General features: G+C 71.0%; 18 protein-coding genes. 13 read left to right on the top strand and 5 right to left on the bottom strand.

Features of this window, described 5'->3' with window-relative positions; genetic code table 11:
- Positions 1 to 69 precede the first annotated feature (69 nt).
- From OHT77_RS31185 to OHT77_RS31150, 8 genes are all read left to right on the top strand, one after another.
- On the top strand, positions 70 to 1,311 hold the full coding sequence (locus tag OHT77_RS31185) for a prenyltransferase/squalene oxidase repeat-containing protein (protein WP_328831735.1): 1,242 nt from the start codon (positions 70 to 72) through the stop codon (positions 1,309 to 1,311).
- Positions 1,308 to 1,910: an SCO2322 family protein gene (locus OHT77_RS31180; RefSeq protein WP_328831734.1), complete on the top strand. Its 603-nt coding sequence runs from the start codon at positions 1,308 to 1,310 to the stop codon at positions 1,908 to 1,910. Before OHT77_RS31185 ends, OHT77_RS31180 begins: the two co-directional genes overlap by 4 nt.
- Complete coding sequence (locus tag OHT77_RS31175; protein ID WP_328831733.1) at positions 1,903 to 3,093, top strand: CbiQ family ECF transporter T component; 1,191 nt, start codon at positions 1,903 to 1,905, stop codon at positions 3,091 to 3,093. Before OHT77_RS31180 ends, OHT77_RS31175 begins: the two co-directional genes overlap by 8 nt.
- A complete protein-coding gene (locus OHT77_RS31170) occupies positions 3,090 to 4,763 on the top strand; it encodes an ABC transporter ATP-binding protein (RefSeq protein WP_328831732.1) in 1,674 nt (557 codons plus the stop codon). Before OHT77_RS31175 ends, OHT77_RS31170 begins: the two co-directional genes overlap by 4 nt.
- On the top strand, positions 4,760 to 5,596 hold the full coding sequence (locus OHT77_RS31165) for an ECF transporter S component (protein WP_328831731.1): 837 nt from the start codon (positions 4,760 to 4,762) through the stop codon (positions 5,594 to 5,596). Before OHT77_RS31170 ends, OHT77_RS31165 begins: the two co-directional genes overlap by 4 nt.
- A 339-nt stretch (positions 5,597 to 5,935) precedes the next feature.
- Positions 5,936 to 6,352, top strand: a complete 417-nt coding sequence (locus tag OHT77_RS31160; protein ID WP_328831730.1) for a transglycosylase SLT domain-containing protein — start codon at positions 5,936 to 5,938, stop codon at positions 6,350 to 6,352.
- Positions 6,353 to 6,423: 71 nt separating this feature from the next.
- The gene (locus OHT77_RS31155) at positions 6,424 to 7,116 is read left to right on the top strand and encodes a YoaK family protein (protein ID WP_328831729.1); all 693 of its coding nucleotides are present in this window, start codon (positions 6,424 to 6,426) and stop codon (positions 7,114 to 7,116) included.
- Between the two features lie 67 nt (positions 7,117 to 7,183).
- Positions 7,184 to 7,768 (top strand): TerD family protein, encoded by a 585-nt coding sequence (locus tag OHT77_RS31150; protein ID WP_328831728.1) that lies wholly within the window; start codon positions 7,184 to 7,186, stop codon positions 7,766 to 7,768.
- Between the two features lie 67 nt (positions 7,769 to 7,835).
- On the opposite strand, the gene OHT77_RS31145 is transcribed toward OHT77_RS31150, so the two are convergent.
- Positions 7,836 to 9,071, bottom strand: a complete 1,236-nt coding sequence (locus OHT77_RS31145) for a cytochrome P450 (RefSeq protein WP_328831727.1) — start codon at positions 9,069 to 9,071, stop codon at positions 7,836 to 7,838.
- A 225-nt stretch (positions 9,072 to 9,296) separates the two neighbouring features.
- On the opposite strand from OHT77_RS31145, the gene OHT77_RS31140 reads away from it, so the two are divergent.
- Positions 9,297 to 10,466, top strand: coding sequence for a steroid 3-ketoacyl-CoA thiolase (locus tag OHT77_RS31140; RefSeq protein WP_266768196.1), 1,170 nt, complete (start codon positions 9,297 to 9,299; stop codon positions 10,464 to 10,466).
- Here the strand turns inward: OHT77_RS31140 and OHT77_RS31135 are convergent.
- Positions 10,450 to 11,349: a LysR family transcriptional regulator gene (locus OHT77_RS31135; protein ID WP_328831726.1), complete on the bottom strand. Its 900-nt coding sequence runs from the start codon at positions 11,347 to 11,349 to the stop codon at positions 10,450 to 10,452. The two genes, OHT77_RS31140 and OHT77_RS31135, sit on opposite strands and share 17 nt — an antisense overlap.
- 139 nt (positions 11,350 to 11,488) lie before the next feature.
- Here OHT77_RS31135 and OHT77_RS31130 point away from each other — a divergent pair, with 139 nt between their 5' ends.
- Entirely contained in the window at positions 11,489 to 12,382 is an 894-nt protein-coding gene (locus tag OHT77_RS31130; RefSeq protein WP_328831725.1) for an SDR family oxidoreductase, read from the top strand.
- Here the strand turns inward: OHT77_RS31130 and OHT77_RS31125 are convergent.
- Both OHT77_RS31125 and OHT77_RS31120 read right to left on the bottom strand, forming a co-directional pair.
- On the bottom strand, positions 12,366 to 12,575 hold the full coding sequence (locus OHT77_RS31125) for a DUF397 domain-containing protein (protein WP_328831724.1): 210 nt from the start codon (positions 12,573 to 12,575) through the stop codon (positions 12,366 to 12,368). The genes OHT77_RS31130 and OHT77_RS31125 overlap by 17 nt on opposite strands.
- The gene (locus tag OHT77_RS31120; protein WP_328831723.1) at positions 12,532 to 13,395 is read right to left on the bottom strand and encodes a helix-turn-helix domain-containing protein; all 864 of its coding nucleotides are present in this window, start codon (positions 13,393 to 13,395) and stop codon (positions 12,532 to 12,534) included. The genes OHT77_RS31125 and OHT77_RS31120 overlap by 44 nt, the downstream gene beginning before the upstream one ends.
- Positions 13,396 to 13,487: 92 nt before the next feature.
- On the opposite strand from OHT77_RS31120, the gene OHT77_RS31115 reads away from it, so the two are divergent.
- Together OHT77_RS31115 and OHT77_RS31110 are read left to right on the top strand one after the other, a co-directional pair.
- Positions 13,488 to 13,922, top strand: coding sequence for an ATP-binding protein (locus OHT77_RS31115; protein WP_401319793.1), 435 nt, complete (start codon positions 13,488 to 13,490; stop codon positions 13,920 to 13,922).
- 101 nt (positions 13,923 to 14,023) lie between these two features.
- A complete protein-coding gene (locus OHT77_RS31110; protein WP_328831722.1) occupies positions 14,024 to 14,875 on the top strand; it encodes an alpha/beta fold hydrolase in 852 nt (283 codons plus the stop codon).
- Between the two features lie 73 nt (positions 14,876 to 14,948).
- Here the strand turns inward: OHT77_RS31110 and OHT77_RS31105 are convergent, their stop codons facing one another.
- A complete protein-coding gene (locus OHT77_RS31105; RefSeq protein ID WP_328831721.1) occupies positions 14,949 to 17,018 on the bottom strand; it encodes a bifunctional glycosyltransferase 87/phosphatase PAP2 family protein in 2,070 nt (689 codons plus the stop codon).
- Positions 17,019 to 17,236: 218 nt separating this feature from the next.
- Between OHT77_RS31105 and OHT77_RS31100 the strand changes: the two genes are divergently transcribed.
- Positions 17,237 to 18,376 (top strand): DUF2330 domain-containing protein, encoded by a 1,140-nt coding sequence (locus OHT77_RS31100; protein WP_328831720.1) that lies wholly within the window; start codon positions 17,237 to 17,239, stop codon positions 18,374 to 18,376.
- Positions 18,377 to 18,431 lie beyond the last annotated feature (55 nt).

The raw sequence follows: 18,431 nt of genomic DNA, 5'->3' as shown, positions 1-18,431 counted from the left end.
AATACGGAGCCGAGCCGCCCGGGTGTCCCCGTGCTGCCGTGCTCCCCGCAGGGAAGGCACCCGCCGATCATGAACGTCCGCCGCAGCGCCGCGGTCCTGGCCACCGTCGTCACCGTGATGGCGGCGACCCCGGCCGTCGCCGCCGGTCCGTCGCCCTCGCCGTCCACGGCGATACCCGACGGCCTCTACGGCACCGCCGACCCCACCTACGACGGCGTCTGGCGCCAGTCCCTCGCGCTGCTCGCGCAGGACGCGGCGGGCGTGGAGCCCGCCGCGAAGGCGGTGACCTGGCTGGTCGGCCAGCAGTGCGCCGACGGCGCCTTCGCCGCGTTCCGCGCCGACCCCGCCAAGGCCTGCGACGCCAAGGTCATGGTCGACACGAACAGCACGGCAGCCGCCGTACAGGCCCTCGCGAACGACGGCCGCGGGGACGCCGCCGTCACCAAGGCCGTCACCTGGCTGAAGTCGATCCAGAACCCCGACGGCGGCTGGGGCTACTCCCCCGGCGGGGCCAGCGACGCGAACTCCACCTCCGTCGTCATCGGCGCCCTCGCGGACGCAGGCGTGACCGTGCCGAACCTCCACAAGGACGGCAAGTCCCCCTACGACGCCCTGCGGAAGCTCGCGCTGCCCTGCGACGGCGGCGCGGACGCGGGCGCCTTCGCCTACCAGCCCGACAAGAAGGGCAGGCTCGCGGCCAACGCGGACGCGACGGCGGCGGCCGTGCTGGGCCTGTCCGGCCAGTCGCTGCCCGGCAGCCGGCAGGACGACGCCGACGCGCCCGCGACCTGTGAGAAGCCCGGCGCCGACCCCTTGCAGGTGGCGGACAACGGCGCCGCGTGGCTCGCCCACGCCATGGCGAAGACCGGCCACCTCACCACCGCCCTCCCCGGAGCCAAGCCCCAGCCCGACTACGGCAACACGGCCGACGCGATCGTCGCCCTGTCGTCCCTCGGCCTGCACGACCAGGCCGCGAAGCCGCTGCACTGGCTGGAGACCCACTCCAAGTCCTGGGCCGCGCAGGCCGGTCCGGCCGCCTACGCCCAGCTCGTCTTCGTGGCGACCACCGCGAAGGGCGCCGACGTCCACGACTTCGGCGGCCAGAACCTCGTCACCCTCCTCAACGCGACGGGCCCGACCCCCAAGGAGATCGACGAGCCGCAGACCGCGGGCCCGAGCGAGAAGGCGGCCTCCGACGACAACGACGGTTCCCTGAACGTCGCTTGGACGGTGGGCGGCATCCTCCTCCTGGCCGCGATCGTCGGCGCCGTCCTGATCACCCGCAGCCGGAAGCACGGCCGCCGACAGTGACCCGCCGCCTCGCCCTCCTCCTCCCGGCCCTGCTCCTCGTCCTCGGCACTGCGGGCCACGCCCAGGCGGCGGGCTACCGCTACTGGTCCTTCTGGGACCGCACCGGCACCCACTGGACCTACGCCACGCAGGGCCCCTCCACCAGCCGCCCGGACGACGGCGATGTCCAGGGCTTCCGCTTCGCGGTGAGCGAGGACTCGGCGAACGCGAAGCAACCCCGCCTCCAGGCACCGGACTTCGCGAAGATCTGCGCCGACTCCCCCGCCGTACAGGGCAAGAAGCGCGTTGCCCTGGTCATCGACTTCGGCACAGACCCCGACGCCCCCGCCCCCCGCACGGCCTGCGCGACGGTCGCCCCCGACGCGTCGACGGCCGAGGCCCTGGCCACGGTCGCCAAACCCCTGCGCTACAACACGGCCGCCCTGCTCTGCGCGATCGCCGACTACCCCAAACAGGGCTGCGCCGACCAGGTAACAGACCAGAAGAAAACCCCAACCCCCCACCACGGCCCCTCAGTAGGCCTCCTGGCAGGAGCAACAGCCATCGTCCTCCTGGCCGCAGCAGCAATATGGCGAGCCCGACGGCAAAACCATGACTAGTCACCCCGGTGCCGACAGCGTCCCTAAGGGGCGCGGGGAACTGCGCGACCAGCCACGACGGCGCAGCAGCCAAAACTCAACCAACACCGCTAACAACAACACCCTGCACCCAGGAGCCTGGTGGCTCTGGTCCCTGGGCCTGGCCACAGCCGCCACCCGCACCACCAACCCCCTCCTCCTGACCCTCCTGATCACCGTCACGGCCTACGTAGTAGCAACCCACCGCACAGCCGCCCCCTGGTCCCGCTCCTACACCGCCTTCGCCAAACTCGCCCTGGCCGTCCTCCTCATCCGCCTCCTCTTCGCAACAATCCTCGGCTCCCCCATCCCCGGCACCCACCCACTCCTCACCCTCCCCGAACTCCCCCTCCCCCACTGGGCCCAGGGCATCCGCCTCGGCGGCGAGGTGACCACCGAGGCTCTGCTCTTCGCGTTCTACGACGGCCTGAGACTGGCCACCCTCCTGATCTGCGTAGGCGCGGCGAACGCCCTGGCGAACCCCGCCCGCCTCCTCAAGTCCCTCCCCGGTGCCCTGTACGAGACCGGCGTGGCGGTGGTCGTGGCCCTCACCTTCGCCCCGAACCTCATCGCCGACGCCCAACGCCTCCGCGCCGCCCGCCGCCTCCGGGGCCGCCCGGACCGGGGCCTGCGCGGCCTGCTCCAAGTCGGACTCCCGGTCCTGGAAGGCGCGTTGGAGCGCTCGGTCGCCCTGGCCGCGGCCATGGACGCGCGAGGCTACGGCCGTACCGCCGACGTCCCCGCCTCCATCCGCCGAACGACCACCGCCCTCACCCTCGGCGGCCTGCTGGGCGTCTGCGCCGGAACGTACGGCCTGCTCACCGCCGAAGGCGCCGCGTACGGGCTGCCGTTGCTGCTCGCCGGGGTCGTCGCCGCCCTCGCGGGCCTGCGCCTGGGTGGCCGCCGCACGCTCCGCACCCGGTACCGCCCCGACCCCTGGGACCTGCGCGCCTGGCTGGTCACCGCGTCCGGCGTGGCGGTCGCCGCGCTGCTCACCCTCGCCGCGACCCGCGACCCCGCGGCGCTCACCCCCGGCGTGATCCCCCTGACCGCGCCCACCCTCCCCCTCTGGCCGGCCGCCGCCGTCCTGCTCGGCCTGGCCCCCGCACTCGTCCCCGCCTCCAAACCCTCCAAGCCCTCCAAGCCCTCCAAGGAACCGTCGTGATCCGCTTCGAGGACGTCTCCGTGACCTACGACGGCGCGCCCCGACCCGCCGTCCAGGACGTCGACTTCGAGGTGCCGGAAGGCGAACTCGTGCTGCTCGTCGGCCCGTCCGGCGTCGGCAAGTCGACGGTGCTGGGCGCGGTGAGCGGACTGGTCCCGCACTTCACCGGCGGCACCCTGCGCGGCCGGGTCACGGTGGCGGGCCGCGACACCCGCACCCACGCGCCGCGCGAACTCGCCGATGTGGTCGGCACGGTGGGCCAGGACCCGCTGTCGCACTTCGTGACGGACACGGTCGAGGACGAACTCGCCTACGGCATGGAGTCGTTGGGCCTCGCCCCGGAGGTGATGCGCCGCCGGGTGGAGGAGACCCTCGACCTGCTGGGCCTCGCCGATCTCCGCGACCGCCCGATCACCACCCTCTCCGGCGGCCAGCAGCAGCGTGTCGCGATCGGCTCGGTCCTCACCCCGCACCCCAGGGTCCTGGTCCTCGACGAACCCACCTCGGCCCTCGATCCGGCGGCGGCGGAGGAAGTGCTCGCGGTCCTCCAACGCCTCGTCCACGACCTCGGCACGACCGTCCTCCTCGCCGAACACCGCCTGGAACGCGTCATCCAGTACGCCGACCAGGTCGCCCTGCTCCCGGCCCCGGGCGCGGCCCCGGTCCTCGGCACCCCGGCGGAGATCATGGCCGTGTCCCCCGTGTTCCCACCGGTGGTCGACCTGGGCCGGCTCGCCGAGTGGACCCCGCTCCCCCTCACGGTGCGGGACGCGCGGCGCCGGGCGGGAGCACTGCGGGAGCGCCTCACCGACCGCGAACCGACGCGCGGCACCCCCGCGCCCGTCTCCGGTTCGGTCCCCAACAGCCGCCCGAGCAGCTCCCGTTGGCGCACACGTAAAAGCACCGCCCCAACTCCCGCCACCACGGCGGAAGTCCGTGCCCTCGCCGTCCGTCGCGCCCAGGTCGACGCACTCCGTCGTCTCGATCTCACCATCGCCCCCGGCGAGACGATCGCCCTCATGGGCCGCAACGGCGCCGGCAAGTCCACGCTCCTCAACTCCCTTGTCGGGCTGGTCACTCCGACCTCCGGGAGGGTCCGGGTCGGCGGTCTCACCCCGCATCGCACGGCACCCCGCGACCTCGTCCGCCGGGTGGGTCTGGTCCCGCAGGAGCCGCGTGATCTGCTCTACGCCGACACGGTCGCCGCGGAGTGCACGGCCGCGGACGCGGACGCGGGCGCCGAGGCGGGGACGTGCCGTGCGCTGGTCTCCGAGCTGCTCCCCGGGGTGACGGACGACGTCCATCCCCGTGACCTGTCCGAAGGGCAGCGTCTCGCGCTCGCCCTCGCGATCGTGCTGACGGCCCGCCCGCCGCTGCTCCTGCTGGACGAGCCGACCCGGGGTCTCGACTACGCGGCCAAGTCCCGGCTGGTCACGGTGTTGCGGGCGCTCGCCGCCGAGGGGCACGCGATCGTCCTGGCCACGCATGACGTCGAGCTGGCCGCCGAACTGGCCCACCGGGTCGTGCTGTTGGCCGACGGAGAGGTGATCGCCGACGGGCCGACGGCGGAGGTGGTCGTGGCGTCCCCGTCGTTCGCGCCGCAGACGACGAAGATCCTGGCCCCGCAGCAGTGGCTCACGGTCGCCGAGGTCAGGGCGGCCCTGGCATGAGCACGAATCCGCCCGGGCGCAGGCGTCACCGCCCCGTCCCCCTCACTCCCCGCTCCACCGCCGCCCTGGCCCTCGTCACGGCGACCGGCTTCGCCGCCTTCACCTGGCCCTTCCTCGCGCCGCCCACCTCCCAGGTCGCCGCCCACTCCCAGGACGCGCCGTGGCTGTTCGCGGGGCTGCTGGTGCTCCTCGTCGCCGTGGCGGCCGCGGCGATCGCGGAGTCCGGGCTCGGGCCGAAGGCCGTCGCGATGCTCGGTGTGCTCGCCGCGACCGGTGCCGCGCTGCGGCCCATCGGCGCCGGTACGGCCGGTATCGAGCCGATGTTCTTCCTGATGGTGCTGAGCGGGCGCGTCCTCGGCCCCGGTTTCGGGTTCGTGCTGGGCAACGTCACGATGTTCGCGTCGGCGCTGCTCACCGGCGGGGTCGGGCCGTGGCTGCCGTTCCAGATGCTGGCGATGGGCTGGTTCACGATGGGCGCGGGGCTGCTGCCGGGCCGGGAGCGGCTGCGCGGTCGTGGCGAGGTCGTGGTGCTGGCCTGCTACGGATTCCTTGCCGCCTTCGGGTACGGGACCGCGATGAATCTGGCGGGGTGGCCGTTCATGGGGGCGCTGGCCTCGTCCGTGGCGTTCGATCCGCAGGCCGCCGTTCCCGCGAATGTGGCGCGGTTCGTGGCCTACTGCCTGGCGACCTCGCTGGGGTGGGATCTGGGGCGGGCGATCGTGACGGTCGTGCTGACGCTGACGCTCGGGCCCGCGCTCCTCAAGGCGCTGCGGCGGGCCACGCGGAGGGCGGCGTTCGAGACGCCGGTCACGTTCGACGGACCCCCTGCGTGAGGCGGTGTGCGCCGACCGTGACGGAGGGGGTGAAGCGGCCCACATGACCCATGTCACGAACTACTGGGATTAGTAGTGTTTAGGGATGTCATGTACGCGACCCAAACACCCTCTGACCTGCGGTTTGAGAGCCACGTCACACAGTTCATCTTTCACCCACATGCGACCACAACTAGTAAAAGGGGTCTTTGCGGACACGGATCGAGAGTGTTTCTCTGGAGCAGTCGCACGGCGCCGACGAGTCCTCACGGGCCTCGGCGCCGACGCATTGCCCCCGCCGCGCACCGCGTGACACCGGCAGGCGTACGACACCTCTGTCCCCGAAGAAACAGGTTCTCCGTGTCCGTCTCCCGCATCGTCGCTCGCATCGCCTCCCCGAAGAAGGCCCTGACCGCCGCCGCGCTCGCCGCCGCCACCACCGGCATGGTGCTGACGTCGGCCCCCGCTCAGGCCGCGACGACGTCGTCCTCCTCCGCGCAGGCGATCGCGCACAAGATGATCCCGAGCGCCGCGCAGTACAACGCGTTCAGCAAGATCGTCGAGCACGAGAGCGGCTGGAACGTCACCGCCACGAACTCCTCCTCCGGCGCCTACGGCCTGGTCCAGGCCCTCCCGGGCTCGAAGATGTCCTCGGCCGGCTCCGACTGGAAGACCAACGCCGCCACGCAGATCAAGTGGGGCCTGGACTACATGAACTCCCGCTACGGCAGCCCCGCTGCCGCCTGGAACTTCTGGCAGTCCAACGGCTGGTACTGATCACCGGCTCCCCACACGCACCACACAGCGGCGGCCCCCGGTACACCGGGGGCCGCCGCTACATTGCGTTCATGGCCGAGAACACACCATCACCGTCCCACGACCGTGAAGCGCGCGGAGTCCGGCTGGTGGCCGTGCTGCTCGGGCTGACCGTGGTCAGCGGGCTCATCGACGCCGTCAGTTATCTGGGCCTCGGCCATGTCTTCGTCGCGAACATGACCGGCAATGTGGTGGTGCTGGGCTTCGCCGCCGCCGGGGCGCCCGGGTTCACGGTGCTCCACAACCTCACCTCGCTCGGCGCCTTCCTCGTGGGCGTGGTGGCCGGTGGCCGGATCTCGGTCCGGATGGACACCGGGTCGCGGCGCACCTGGGCCCGGGTGAGTCTCGGCGCGGAGGCGGTGCTGGTGGGCGTGGCGACCGTCATCGCCTTCGCCGCACCGGGCGACCACGCCACCACCTACCCCCTCATCGCCCTCACCGCCTTCGCGATGGGGCTGCGCAACGCGGCGGTCCGCACGCTCAAGGTCGCCGACATCTCGACCACCACGGTCCTGACGTCGACCCTGACCGCGCTGGTCGCCGACTCGGTCGCGGGCAACGGCTGGGGCCCCGGTTCGCTCCGCCGCGGCCTGGCGGTGGTGGGCATGATGTCGGGCGCGGTGCTCGGCGCGTGGCTCACGCTGCACCACGGTCTGCGCTACCCGCTCCTGCTCGCGGCGCTGGCCGCCGGTGTGTTCGCATTGACCGCATCTGGCCGGGAGTAGCCCAAAGCCCGGCGAAGAAGGCAGAATTCAGCCGTCTGTGTCCCACGATCAAAAGGATCGATCACGCATGATCACGCTCACGAAGGAAGACGGTCCGGCGGATCTGGACGGAGTGACCCATCTGGAGATCGGGGCGTCCTGGGACCCGACCGTCGGCAGCAGCGGCGGCATCATCGGGAAGCTGCGCCAGAAGGCCGGTACGGACCTCGACCTGATCGCCATCGCGATGCAGGGCCAGGACCCGGTACGGCTCGCCGGCCTCGACTCCGTGGACCCGCTGGGCAACGGCTCGCTGGTGCACAGCGGTGACAACCAGACCGGCAAGGGCGACGGAGACGACGAGACGGTGACCGTCGACCTCGCGCGGATACCCGGCAACATCACGTCGATCGTGTTCGTCGCCGCCGCCTACAAGAAGGGCAGTTCCTTCCGGAAGGCCCGCAACATCGCCTTCAAGGTCTACGACGCGACGGGCGGCAGCACCCAGCAGGTCGCCGAGATCTGGCCCAACCTGCTCAGCGACCACAACGGCTGCGCGGTCGCCAAGGCGGTCCGCGAGGGCGGGAGCTGGAAGCTCCAGGTCATCAACGAGACCGGGAACATCAAGCAGGGCGACGAGCGGGAACTGATGAAGTTCGCCGTACGGAAGTAAGCCGGGCACAGGTGCCCGAGACGGGCCGGCGGCGCCGGGATGCCGCCGGCCCGAGCTGTGCGCACGGTCAACCGGCGGTCACCTGAAGCTCCTTGACCCCGTTGATCCACGCGGAGCGCAGCCGGCGCGGGTCGCCGGTCAGGGTCAGGTTCGGCATCGCGTCCGCTATCGCGTTGAAGATCAGGTCGATCTCCAGGACCGCGAGGGACTTGCCGAGGCAGTAGTGCGGGCCTCCGCCGCCGAAGCCGAGGTGCGGGTTCGGGTCGCGCATGACGTCGAACCGGTCCGGGTTCTCGAAGACCTCGGGGTCGTGGTTGGCCGAGGCGTAGAAGATGCCGACCCGGTCGCCCTGCTTGATCACCTTGCCGCCCAGCTCGGTGTCCTGGGTGGCCGTGCGCTGGAAGGCGTTGACCGGGGTCGCCCAGCGGACGATCTCCTCGGCGGCGGTCGACGGGCGTTCCCGCTTGTACAGCTCCCACTGGTCGGGGTGAGTCAGGAACGCGTGCATGCCGTGGGTGATGGCGTTGCGGGTGGTCTCGTTCCCGGCCACCGAGAGCATCAGCACGAAGAAGCCGAACTCGTCGGAGTTCAGGTTGCCCTCGTCCTCGGCGGCGACCAGGGTGCTGACGATGTCGTGGGCCGGGCACTGCTTGCGCTCGGCGGCCATCCCCATGGCGTAGGCGATGAGTTCGGCGGCGGACTCGGCGCCGACCTGCTCGGTGATGGCGTACTCGGGATCGTCGTACGCGATCATCTTGTTGGACCACTCGAAGATCTTGACGCGGTCGTCCTGCGGGACGCCGATGAGTTCGGCGATGGCCTGGAGGGGCAGTTCGCAGGCGACCTCGGTGACGAAGTCGAAGGGGCCCGAGTGGGCGCGGGCGCCCGCGACGATCGAGTGGGCGCGGTCGCGGAGGCGTTCCTCCAGGGCGCGGATCGCCCGTGGGGTGAAGCCGCGCTGGACGATCTGGCGGACGCGGGTGTGCTCGGGCGGGTCCATGTTGAGCAGGATGAGCCGCTGGACGTCGATCGACTCGCGTGTCATGTGCTCGCCGAAGCGGATGATCGCCGTGTTGAGGGTCGAGGAGAAGAGCTCCGGGTGCGTGGAGACGTACCGGACGTCGGCGTGCCGGGTCACGGCCCAGTAGCCCTCGTCCTGGAACCCCGCGATGTTCAGGGGCTGTTGGATCCAGCGCACCGGTTCGGCCGCGCGCAGTTCGGCGAACTCCGGGAGCGGGACGCGGTGGTGGAGCAGGTCCGGGTCGGTGAGGTCGAACCCCTCGGGGAGAGCTGGACAGGGCATGGGTACTCCAGCCTGATTCTGACGGCCCATCAGGAATGTGTCGTGAAGGTAATAACGGGTTCTAGAACTCGCAAGAGGTATGGCGACCCGAATTCCCTGCACGCCCCTTGCGGTTGTGGACAGCCTGTCAGCAGACTGCACACAGAACTAGAACGCGTACTAGTTCTGCGTGGCGGGTGGCCGGGACGCCCGCGCCGCGCGGTGTACGAGGAGAGGACGTGTCCCATGGTCGCGGAACCCGTCATCGTGGAAGCCGTACGCACCCCCATCGGCAAGCGCGGCGGAGCGCTCGCCAACCTCCATCCCGCCTATCTCCTGGGCGAGACCTACCGTGAACTGCTGGGCCGCACCGGCATCCACGCCGACTGCGTCGAGCAGATCGTCGGCGGCACGGTGACCCACGCCGGCGAGCAGTCCATGAACCCCGCGCGCACGGCCTGGCTGACGATGGGCCTGCCCTACGAGACCGCGGCGACGACCGTCGACTGTCAGTGCGGCTCCTCGCAGCAGGCCTCGCACATGACCGCCAACATGATCGCGGCCGGTGTCATCGACGTCGGGATCAGCTGCGGTGTCGAGGCGATGTCGCGGGTGCCGCTGGGGTCGGGGTCGAAGCACGGGCCGGGGAAACCGTTCCCGGACGAGTGGAACGTGGATCTGCCGAACCAGTTCGAGGCCGCCGAACGGATCGCGCGGAACCGGGAGTTGACCCGCGAGAACGTCGACTCGCTCGGCTTGATCTCGCAGGAGCGGGCGGCGATCGCCTGGTCCGAGGAGCGGTTCAAGAAGGAGACGTTCGCCGTCCAGGTGCCGACGACGGAGGACGAGCAGCGCGCGGGCCACGGCATGTGGCGGCTCGTCGACCGGGACGAGGGCCTGCGCGACACGTCCATGGACGCGCTGGCGCGGCTGAAGCCGGTCATGCCGACCGCCGTGCACACGGCGGGCAACTCCTCGCAGATCAGCGACGGCGCCTCGGCGATCATGTGGGCGTCGAAGCGGATGGCGCGGGCGCTGAAACTGCGGCCCCGGGCCCGGATCGTCGCTCAGGCGCTGGTCGGATCGGACCCGCACTACCACCTGGACGGGCCGATCGACGCGACGCGGGCCGTGCTCGGCAAGGCGGGCATGACGCTCAAGGACATCGACATCGTCGAGATCAACGAGGCGTTCGCGTCAGTGGTGTTGAGCTGGGCGCAGGTCTTCGGCCAGGACCTGGAGAAGGTCAACGTGAACGGCGGTGCGATCGCGCTCGGCCATCCGGTCGGGGCGACGGGAGCGCGGCTGATCACCACGGCGCTTCATGAACTGGAGCGCTCCGACAAGGAGTTCGCGCTGATCACGATGTGCGCGGGCGGGGCGCTGGCGACGGGCACGATCATCCAGCGTCTGTAGCGAGCCAGTTGTCGGGGTGCAGATGCTCCTCGGCGCAGGCACGGAAGTCCGCGAGGAGCGGGCGGCTCTCCTCGCCCGCACGGGCGGCCAGCACGACCGGGACGGGGGCCACGCCCTCGATCGGGACCGTCGTCAGATCGAGCCGCAGGCCCTTTCTGACGGCGCCCGCCGGAACCATCGCCACCGCCTCGCCCGCCGCGATGGCCTCGAGCTTGTCCTCCAGCTCGCGGACGAACGGCCCGTCCGGCGCGGGGCGGCCGTCCGGGCGGGGGTCCACGCGCCAGAACGCGTTGAACTCCTCGTCGGGGAAACGGGGTACGGGCTCGTCGGCGATGTCGTCGATACTGACGTACTCCTTGCCGGCCAGCCGGTGGCCGACCGGCATCAGCAGCATCCGGGGCTCCTCGCAGAGGACGCTGACGCTCAACCCCTCGGTGGCGAAGGGGAGTCGGCCCACCACCACGTCGACCCGGTGCTCCAGCAGGGCGGACGGCAGCTCGCCCCAGCCGAGGAAGCGGCTGTGCACGTCGGCCTCCGGGTGGCGGACGCGCAGGGCACGCACCGCCGGGGTGATGATGAGCCCGGTCATGAACCCGATGACGATCCGGCTGGGCCGCCCGACCGCCCGCGCCACGGCGGTCGCCTCCTCCGCCGACCGCAGCAGCTCCTGAGCCCGGGGCAGGAACGCCCGCCCCGCTTCGGTGAGTTGGGTGCCCTGCGCGGTCCGGTCGAAGAGCCGCACTCCCAACTCCCCCTCCAGCCGCCGCACATGACGGCTCAGCGAGGGCTGGGCGAGGTGGAGCACGGCCGCCGCCCGGCCGAAGTGCAGTTCCTCGGCGACGACGGTGAAGCAGCGCACCAGGCGCAGGTCCATGTCGGTCATCTTTCGACTGTACGACGGCGCGAGCTGCATTGATACCGGAAATGAATCACGTCTTCCGGAGTCCGTCTTGGACGGGCGGGGTCCCAGGGGCGCACGCTGGAGGCACACCACTTCCGAACCCACCTGGGGTGATTTCGTCATGCGTGTTTTCGTCACCGGAGCGACCGGATTCGTCGGCAGCGCGGTCGTCCGCGAGCTGCTCGCCAACGGCCACGAAGTGCTGGGCCTGGCTCGTTCCGATGCATCAGCCGATCGGCTCGCCGCGACCGGGGCGGAGGTGCACCGGGGTTCGCTGGAGGACCTCGACGCCCTCCGCGCGGGCGCGGCGGCGTCCGACGGGGTGATCCACACCGGTTTCATCCACGACTTCTCGAACTACGCCGCGTGCGTCGCGATCGACCTGAGCGCGGTGAAGGCCCTCACCGAGACCCTCGCGGGCTCGGACCGTCCCCTCGTCATCAGCTCGGTCATGAGCCACGGCAAGACCGAGGACGACGTCCCCGACCCCGCCGAGCGTCCCGACCTGGTCCGCCTCCCCGCCGAGGTGACCACCCTGTCGGCGGCGGCGCGGGGCGTCCGTTCGTCGGTGATACGGCTGCCGCAGGTGCACGGCGAGGGCGATCACGCGTTCGTCCCCGGCGTGATCGACATCGCCCGCGCCAAGGGCGTCTCCGCGTACCCCGGCGAGGGCACGAACCGCTGGGCCGCCGTCCACCGCGACGACGCGGCGGTCCTCTTCCGGCTGGCCCTGGAGAACGCCCCCGCGGGCACGGTCCTGCACGCGGTGGACGACGAGGGCGTGCCCGTACGGGAGATCGCCGAGGTCATCGGCAGGCGTCTCGACCTGCCGGTGAAGAGCGTGCCGGTCGAGGAGGCCGGGGCCCACTTCGGCTGGCTGGGCCACTTCTACTCGTCCGACCTGGTCGGCACGAGCGTCCTGACCCGCGAGCGGTTCGGCTGGGCGCCGAGCCGGATCGGTCTGCTCGCCGACCTCGACCACGACTACTACTTCGAGGTCAACCAGCAGTCGTAGCAGCCCAGTCGACGAAGCTCGTGAACGCGGCGGGGCCGAGAGTGAGGATCGGCCCCGCCGGGGTCTTGGAGTCCCGGATGGCGAGGGCGGGGGTGAGGGGGGCGGTGGGGCAAGGGAGTTCGGCGATCTCTATGCACTCGCCACCCTGGTCACTGCTGTAGCTCGACTTCCGCCACTGAGTCGCCTTCGGCATCGCGTTGTTCCCCATAACGTTCCTCCATCACGCGCCGGATCAGCTCCGCCGAGTCCTTAATGGAGAGAGCGGCAGCCTGCAGATGATCGTAACGGAGCAAGCAGTCCTTGACGGTGTCCGGGTTGGCGGTTGGATGCCCGCTTCCGTAGCCCTCGGTGTAGCTGATGGTGGGATCGTTGTCGAAGCGGAAGAGGGTGAATGAGCCTGTCAGCCCGGCGTGCGCCCCTGCCGCGAACGGCAAGATCTGAATGTTGATCCGAGGGTTGTTCTCGAACGACAACAGATGAGCCAGTTGACCGTGCATGACCTTGGGTCCGCCGATCTCCTGGTACAGCGCGGACTCGCTGAGGATCATCCACGCGACCGGCGGATGCTCCTTCTTCAGGATGCGCTGACGCGCCAGTCGTACGGCGGTGCGGTCTTCCAGGTCGGTCTCGTCCATCGTGGCGAGGGTGGCGCTGGCGTAGGCCTCGGTCTGGAAGAGACCGTGCACCATCTGCGTCTGGAAGGTGCAGATCTCTGCCGCCCTTGCCTCCATCTCGGCCACCTGCTGGAACCACGAGGGCAGTTGACTGCGCAGCACGAGATCCAGCAACCGGGTCAGCAACCCACCCGTGTTCAGCGCAGCGTCAACCGCTCTGCTGAACTCCAGCGTCGGCAACTTCTTCGCCGTCTCGATCTGGCCGATCATCGACCCGGTGTAGTTGATGGCGACGCCGAGTTGGCGTTGGGTGAGGCCGGCCGCCTCCCGATAGCGGCGGAGTTCGTAGCCGTAGTAGTCCAGCGCCGAAGCCCCCGGATCAAGGGTGGTGATGTGCATGCGGTGCCCCCTGCCTCCCGACGTTGTCCACCCGTGAACGGGTTGTATTCGTACTGTTGCCGAGGGTAGTCGCGGAACATCACGCTCGTAATGTGAACGAACCAATTCCCCCCGCCATGCTGGCCTTTCCGCACCGCCAGCAGTACGTCATGCACATCGCCGTGGGTGACCACTCGGCCCGGCACATCCGCCGCATCGTCCGCTCGTTCCTGCTGGAGTGGGGGATGCCGGAGCTGTCCGATGCCGTCGAGCTCGCCATCACGGAGCTGATCGCCAATGTCGTACGGCACGTTCCGGACCGGCGCTGCGGACTGTTCCTGCTGCGCCAGCCGGCCGGCGTACGCGTCGAGGTGAGCGACAGCTCCTGCCAACTCCCGGACCTGCACGAGGAGTTCGACGCCGAGTCGGAGACCGGGCGCGGACTGGTGCTGCTGGACGCGGTGACGGACAAGTGGGGGGTCACCCGGGCGGCCGGGGGCGGGAAGGCCGTGTGGTTCGAGTGCTCGCGAACTCCGGCTCGGAACTGAGGAGTTCGGAACCGAGGAGTTAGGTCACTTGAACGATGCCGCCGCCCGGCGCTCCTCCTAGGGTCCGAGTCATCCCGCACCGCCCTTACCTGAGGAGTCCCATGAGTACCGATGTTTCCCGCCGCCGGGTCCTGGCCGCCGGAGCCGCCCTGGCCGGGTCCGCGGCGCTGGTCGCCGGGGCCGAGGGCGGCGCGAGCGCGGCGACGGCCCCGGCCGGTGCCGGTGAGGAGAGGTCGAAGGTGAAGCCCACGATCGTGCTGGTGCACGGCGGTTACGCCGACTCGTCCTGCTGGAACGCCACCATCGGCGAGCTGCAGGACAAGGGCTACACGACCGTCGCCGGGTCGAACCCGCTGAGAGGCATCCCGACCGACGCCCCGTACATCGCGAGCCTGCTGGACTCCATCAGCGGCCCGGTCGTCCTGGTCGCCCACTCCATGGGCGGCACGGTCATCACGAACGCCGCCGCCGGGAAGGCCAACGTCAAGGCGCTCGTCTACATCGCCGCCTTCGTGCCCGAAGTCGGCGAGACCCAGGGCGAGTTGATCACCAAGTTCCCCGGCAGCGAGGTCCAGCCGGTCAGCGTGCCCGTGCCGTACACGAAGGCCGACGGCACCACCGGAACCGACCTGTATCTGAGCAAGGACGGCCAGGCCGCGTTCGCCGCGGACATCTCCACCGCCGACTTCCGCGTCCTCCAGGCCACCCAACGGCCCTTCGACGCCGACTCGTTCGTCTTCCCGACCACCGCCGCCGCCTGGAAGACCATCCCGGTCTGGGGCCTGGTCGCCGGCCGCGACAAGGCGATCCCGCCGGCCTGCGAGCGCTGGATGTACCAGCGCGCGAACGCCCGCAAGATCGTCGAGGTCCCCCGCTCCTCCCACGTGGCGATGCTCAGCCACCCGAAGATCGTCGCCGACCTCATCCTGGACGCGGCGAGGGCGGTCGCCTGAGCCGCATCCCGGAAACGGCGAGCGCCCCGGTCCAGTGTCACGGACCGGGGCGCTTCGTCTGCCGGGACGGAACTCAGCTCCGGACGGGACTTCCCGTCGTATCGGATGCCGGTTCCGACTCCGTCCTGTTCTCCGCCGGTCGGGCCAGCGATCTGGCCCGCGGTCCCTGGAAGAGGTACGCCAGGCCGAAGCCCGCCGTCACGACCGCGGCGCCGCCCACCGCGTCCAGGACCCAGTGGTTGCCCGTCGCGACGATCGCGGTGACGGTGAAGAACGGGTGCAGGAGGCCGAGGGCCTTCATCCACCACTTGGGAGCCAGGGCGAAGATCACGACACCGCACCACAGGGACCAGCCGAAGTGCAGGGACGGCATCGCCGCGTACTGGTTGGTGAGGGCCGTGAGCGTGCCGTAGTCCGGCTTGGAGAAGTCCTGGACGCCGTGCACCGTGTCGATGATGCCGAGGCCGGGGAGCAGACGCGGCGGGGCCAGCGGGTAGAGCCAGAAGCCGACCAGGGCCAGCAGCGTGGCGAAGCCGAGCGCCGAGCGGGCCCAGCGGTAGTCGACCGGGCGGCGCCAGTACAGGACCGCCATCACCGTCAGCGGGACCACGAAGTGGAACGACTCGTAGTAGAAGTTGAAGAAGTTCTTGAGGAAGTCGACCTTCACGACCCAGTGGTTGACCGCGTGCTCGATGTCGATGTGCAGGAACCGCTCGATCGACAGGATCTCGTGCCCGTGGTGCTCCGCCGTGGCCCGGCCGCCCGAGTTGGTGCCGCCCGTCGCCGCGAGGCGGACCTGCTGGTAGGCCGCGTACGTGACGCGGATCAGGAGGAGTTCGAGGAGGAGGTTCGGGCGGGTCAGGACGCGGCGCAGGAACGGCAGCAGCGGCACGTGCTTCCAGCGCGTCGGGACCGGCTCGGCGTACTCCGTGGGGATCGGGCGGCGGTAGTACTCCGACGTGCGCGACAGGAACGGGACCGCCGTCGCTGCGGCGAGGGCCGCGAGCAGGACGACGTTGTCCCGGATCGGGTACATCGCCGGCATGTTCGGCAGCATCATCTTCGCGGGCAGCGTGACCACGAGGATCACCGCGACCGGCCACACGAACCGGTCCGAGGCCCGCCTGCCGACCCGGCCGACCACCGCGAGCAGCACCCACAGGAGCTGGTGCTGCCAGGTCGTCGGCGACACGGCGATCGCCGCGCAGCCCGTGATCGCGACCGCGAGCAGCAGCTGCCCGTCGCGGGCGTACCGCACGGCCCGGCGCAGGCCCAGGTACGTGACGGCCGCGCCCAGCGCGAGGAACACGCCGATCTCCAGCGGGCCGGTGAGTCCGAGCCGCAGCAGCGCGCCGTGCAGCGACTGGTTGCCGAGCCCGTCGGCCGCGCCGCCGAGGCCCGCGCCCGCCATGTGGTGCACCCAGTACGTGTACGAGTCGTGCGGCATCGCGGCCCACGCGACCGCCACGCTCGCGGCGAACGTGACCGCGGAGGTGACGGCGGCCCGGCGGCGGCCGGTGAACCACAGCAGCGGCGCGAACAGCAGCACCGTGGGCTGGAGCGCGGCGGCGAGCCCGATCAGCACGCCGCTGGCCCGCTCACCGCGCACGGTGAAGCAGCCGAGCAGCACGAGCAGGACCGGGATGATGCTGGTCTGGCCGAGCCACAGCGTGTTGCGCACCGGCAGCGACAGCATGAGCAGGCTGATCGCGACGGGCGCGGCGAGCAGCGAGGCACGGCGGGTGACGGGCTGCGGCAGGGCGCGCGAGACGACCAGGCCGAGCGCGACGACCAGCAGCAGCGTGCCGAAGGTCCAGCCCCAGCCGAGGGCCTGCTCGGCGGATCTGGTGAGCGGTTTGAGGACGAGCCCGGCGAAGGGGGTGCCGGTGAACTGCGTCGAGTCGTACAACGAGCCCTTCACATGCAGCACGCCATTGGGTCCGACCCAGGTCTCCAGGTCCGTCAGCCGGTCCCCCTGCGGGGTGCTGAGGACGACGGCCACCTGCCGTACGGCGAGGACCGCGGCGACCAGCCACAGGCCCAGGCGCGCCACGCGCAGCCGTGCCCTGGCCGTGCCGGCGGCCGTAGCCCCGAACGGTCCTGCGGCTCCCGCCGGTCGCCCGCTGTGCTCCACGTTCGCCACGCCTCGTAGGCCTCCCGCCCCGTCGTCCCACGCGTGTGCCGCGTGGATGTCCCTCTGCGAACCCTATGAGGTTCGCACCCCCTGCGGGAGAGACGCAGGCAACCCCCCCTTCACCTGACGGCCGCCCTCCTTTTGTCCGGATGACGATAGTCGGCGTGAGGTTGCCTGGGCACGGCAAACAACTGCGCGCTTCCGACCGGCCCCGATAGCTTGTCGACATGATCGGTTCACCGCGGAGGCGGGCCCGGGCACGCGTAGTGGCCGTCGTGCTGGCCTTGTTCGCCCTGCAGCTCGGATCCCTGGTGGCACCGGCGTGGGCGTGCGGCTGCGGCGCCCTGGTGCCGGGCGGCGCGCAGCAGGTGGCGGTGGGGCGCGAGGTGTCCGTGGTGCGCTGGGACGGGCGCCAGGAGCAGATCGTGATGCGGCTCACCGTCTCCGGTGACGCGCGGCGGGCCGCGTGGATCATGCCGGTCCCGCACCGGGCGACGGTCACGCTCGGCGATCCGGCGCTCTTCGACGCGCTGAACGCGGTCACCGCGCCCGTGCACCGCGTCCGGCACCACTTCTGGCCCCAGGACGGCGACTGGCCGCTCGTCTCCGGCCGTACGGGCGGCGGCGCCCCGCCCGGCGCCGCCGCGGCCCCCGGAGTCGGTGTGATCGGCCGTGAGCGCCTCGGCCCGTTCGACGTGGCCCGGCTGACGGCCACCGATCCGAACGCACTGGGTGACTGGTTGCACACGAACGGGTTCGTTCTGCCGTCCCGCCTTGACCAGTCCCTCCAGCCGTACGTCTCCCAGCGCTGGGAGTACGTCGCGGTCCGCCTCGCCCCCGCGGCCGCCGGCACCCCGCTCCAGGGCGCCCTGGACCCGCTGCACCTCACCTTCGCGGCCGAGTCCCCCGTCTACCCGATGCGTCTTTCCCGCCTGGCCCGCACCCCGCAGTCCCTCGGCCTGTACATCCTCGCCGCGCACCGCATGGAACCGAGCGGCAGCCTCGGCGGCGAACCGCCACGGGTCGCCTACGCGGGCCGCGTCCCCTCCGCCTCCGGTCCGCTGTCCGCGCTCGCCAAGGGCACCCCGTTCCTCACCGCCGTCAACCAGGAGTTCCCCGACCCGTCCCGCGTCACCGGCGACCACCTGCTGCGCCGCACGGCGACCGACGCCATGTTCCAACAGGTCATCTACGACGACCGGTTGACGAAGATCGCGGGCGTCCCGGCCTGGCTGCTGACGGTCGCGGGAGGCCTCGCGGTGCTCGTCACGGCCGCCGTCCTGCTCGCCGTACGACGCACCCGGCGGCCGGAGATCCCGCCGCCACCGGCGTTTCCCCCGCCTCCGACGCGCGCGCCGGGTAGTTAACTCGGGTGGCCGACGCGGGTAGTCGGCCCACGTCACCGGACGCGGTCATCGGACG

The organism is Streptomyces sp. NBC_00252, assembly GCF_036187565.1.
GTDB lineage: Bacteria > Actinomycetota > Actinomycetes > Streptomycetales > Streptomycetaceae > Streptomyces.
The sequence above is the reverse complement of the archived record's forward strand: the minus strand, read 5'-3'. Positions and strand labels throughout refer to the sequence as shown.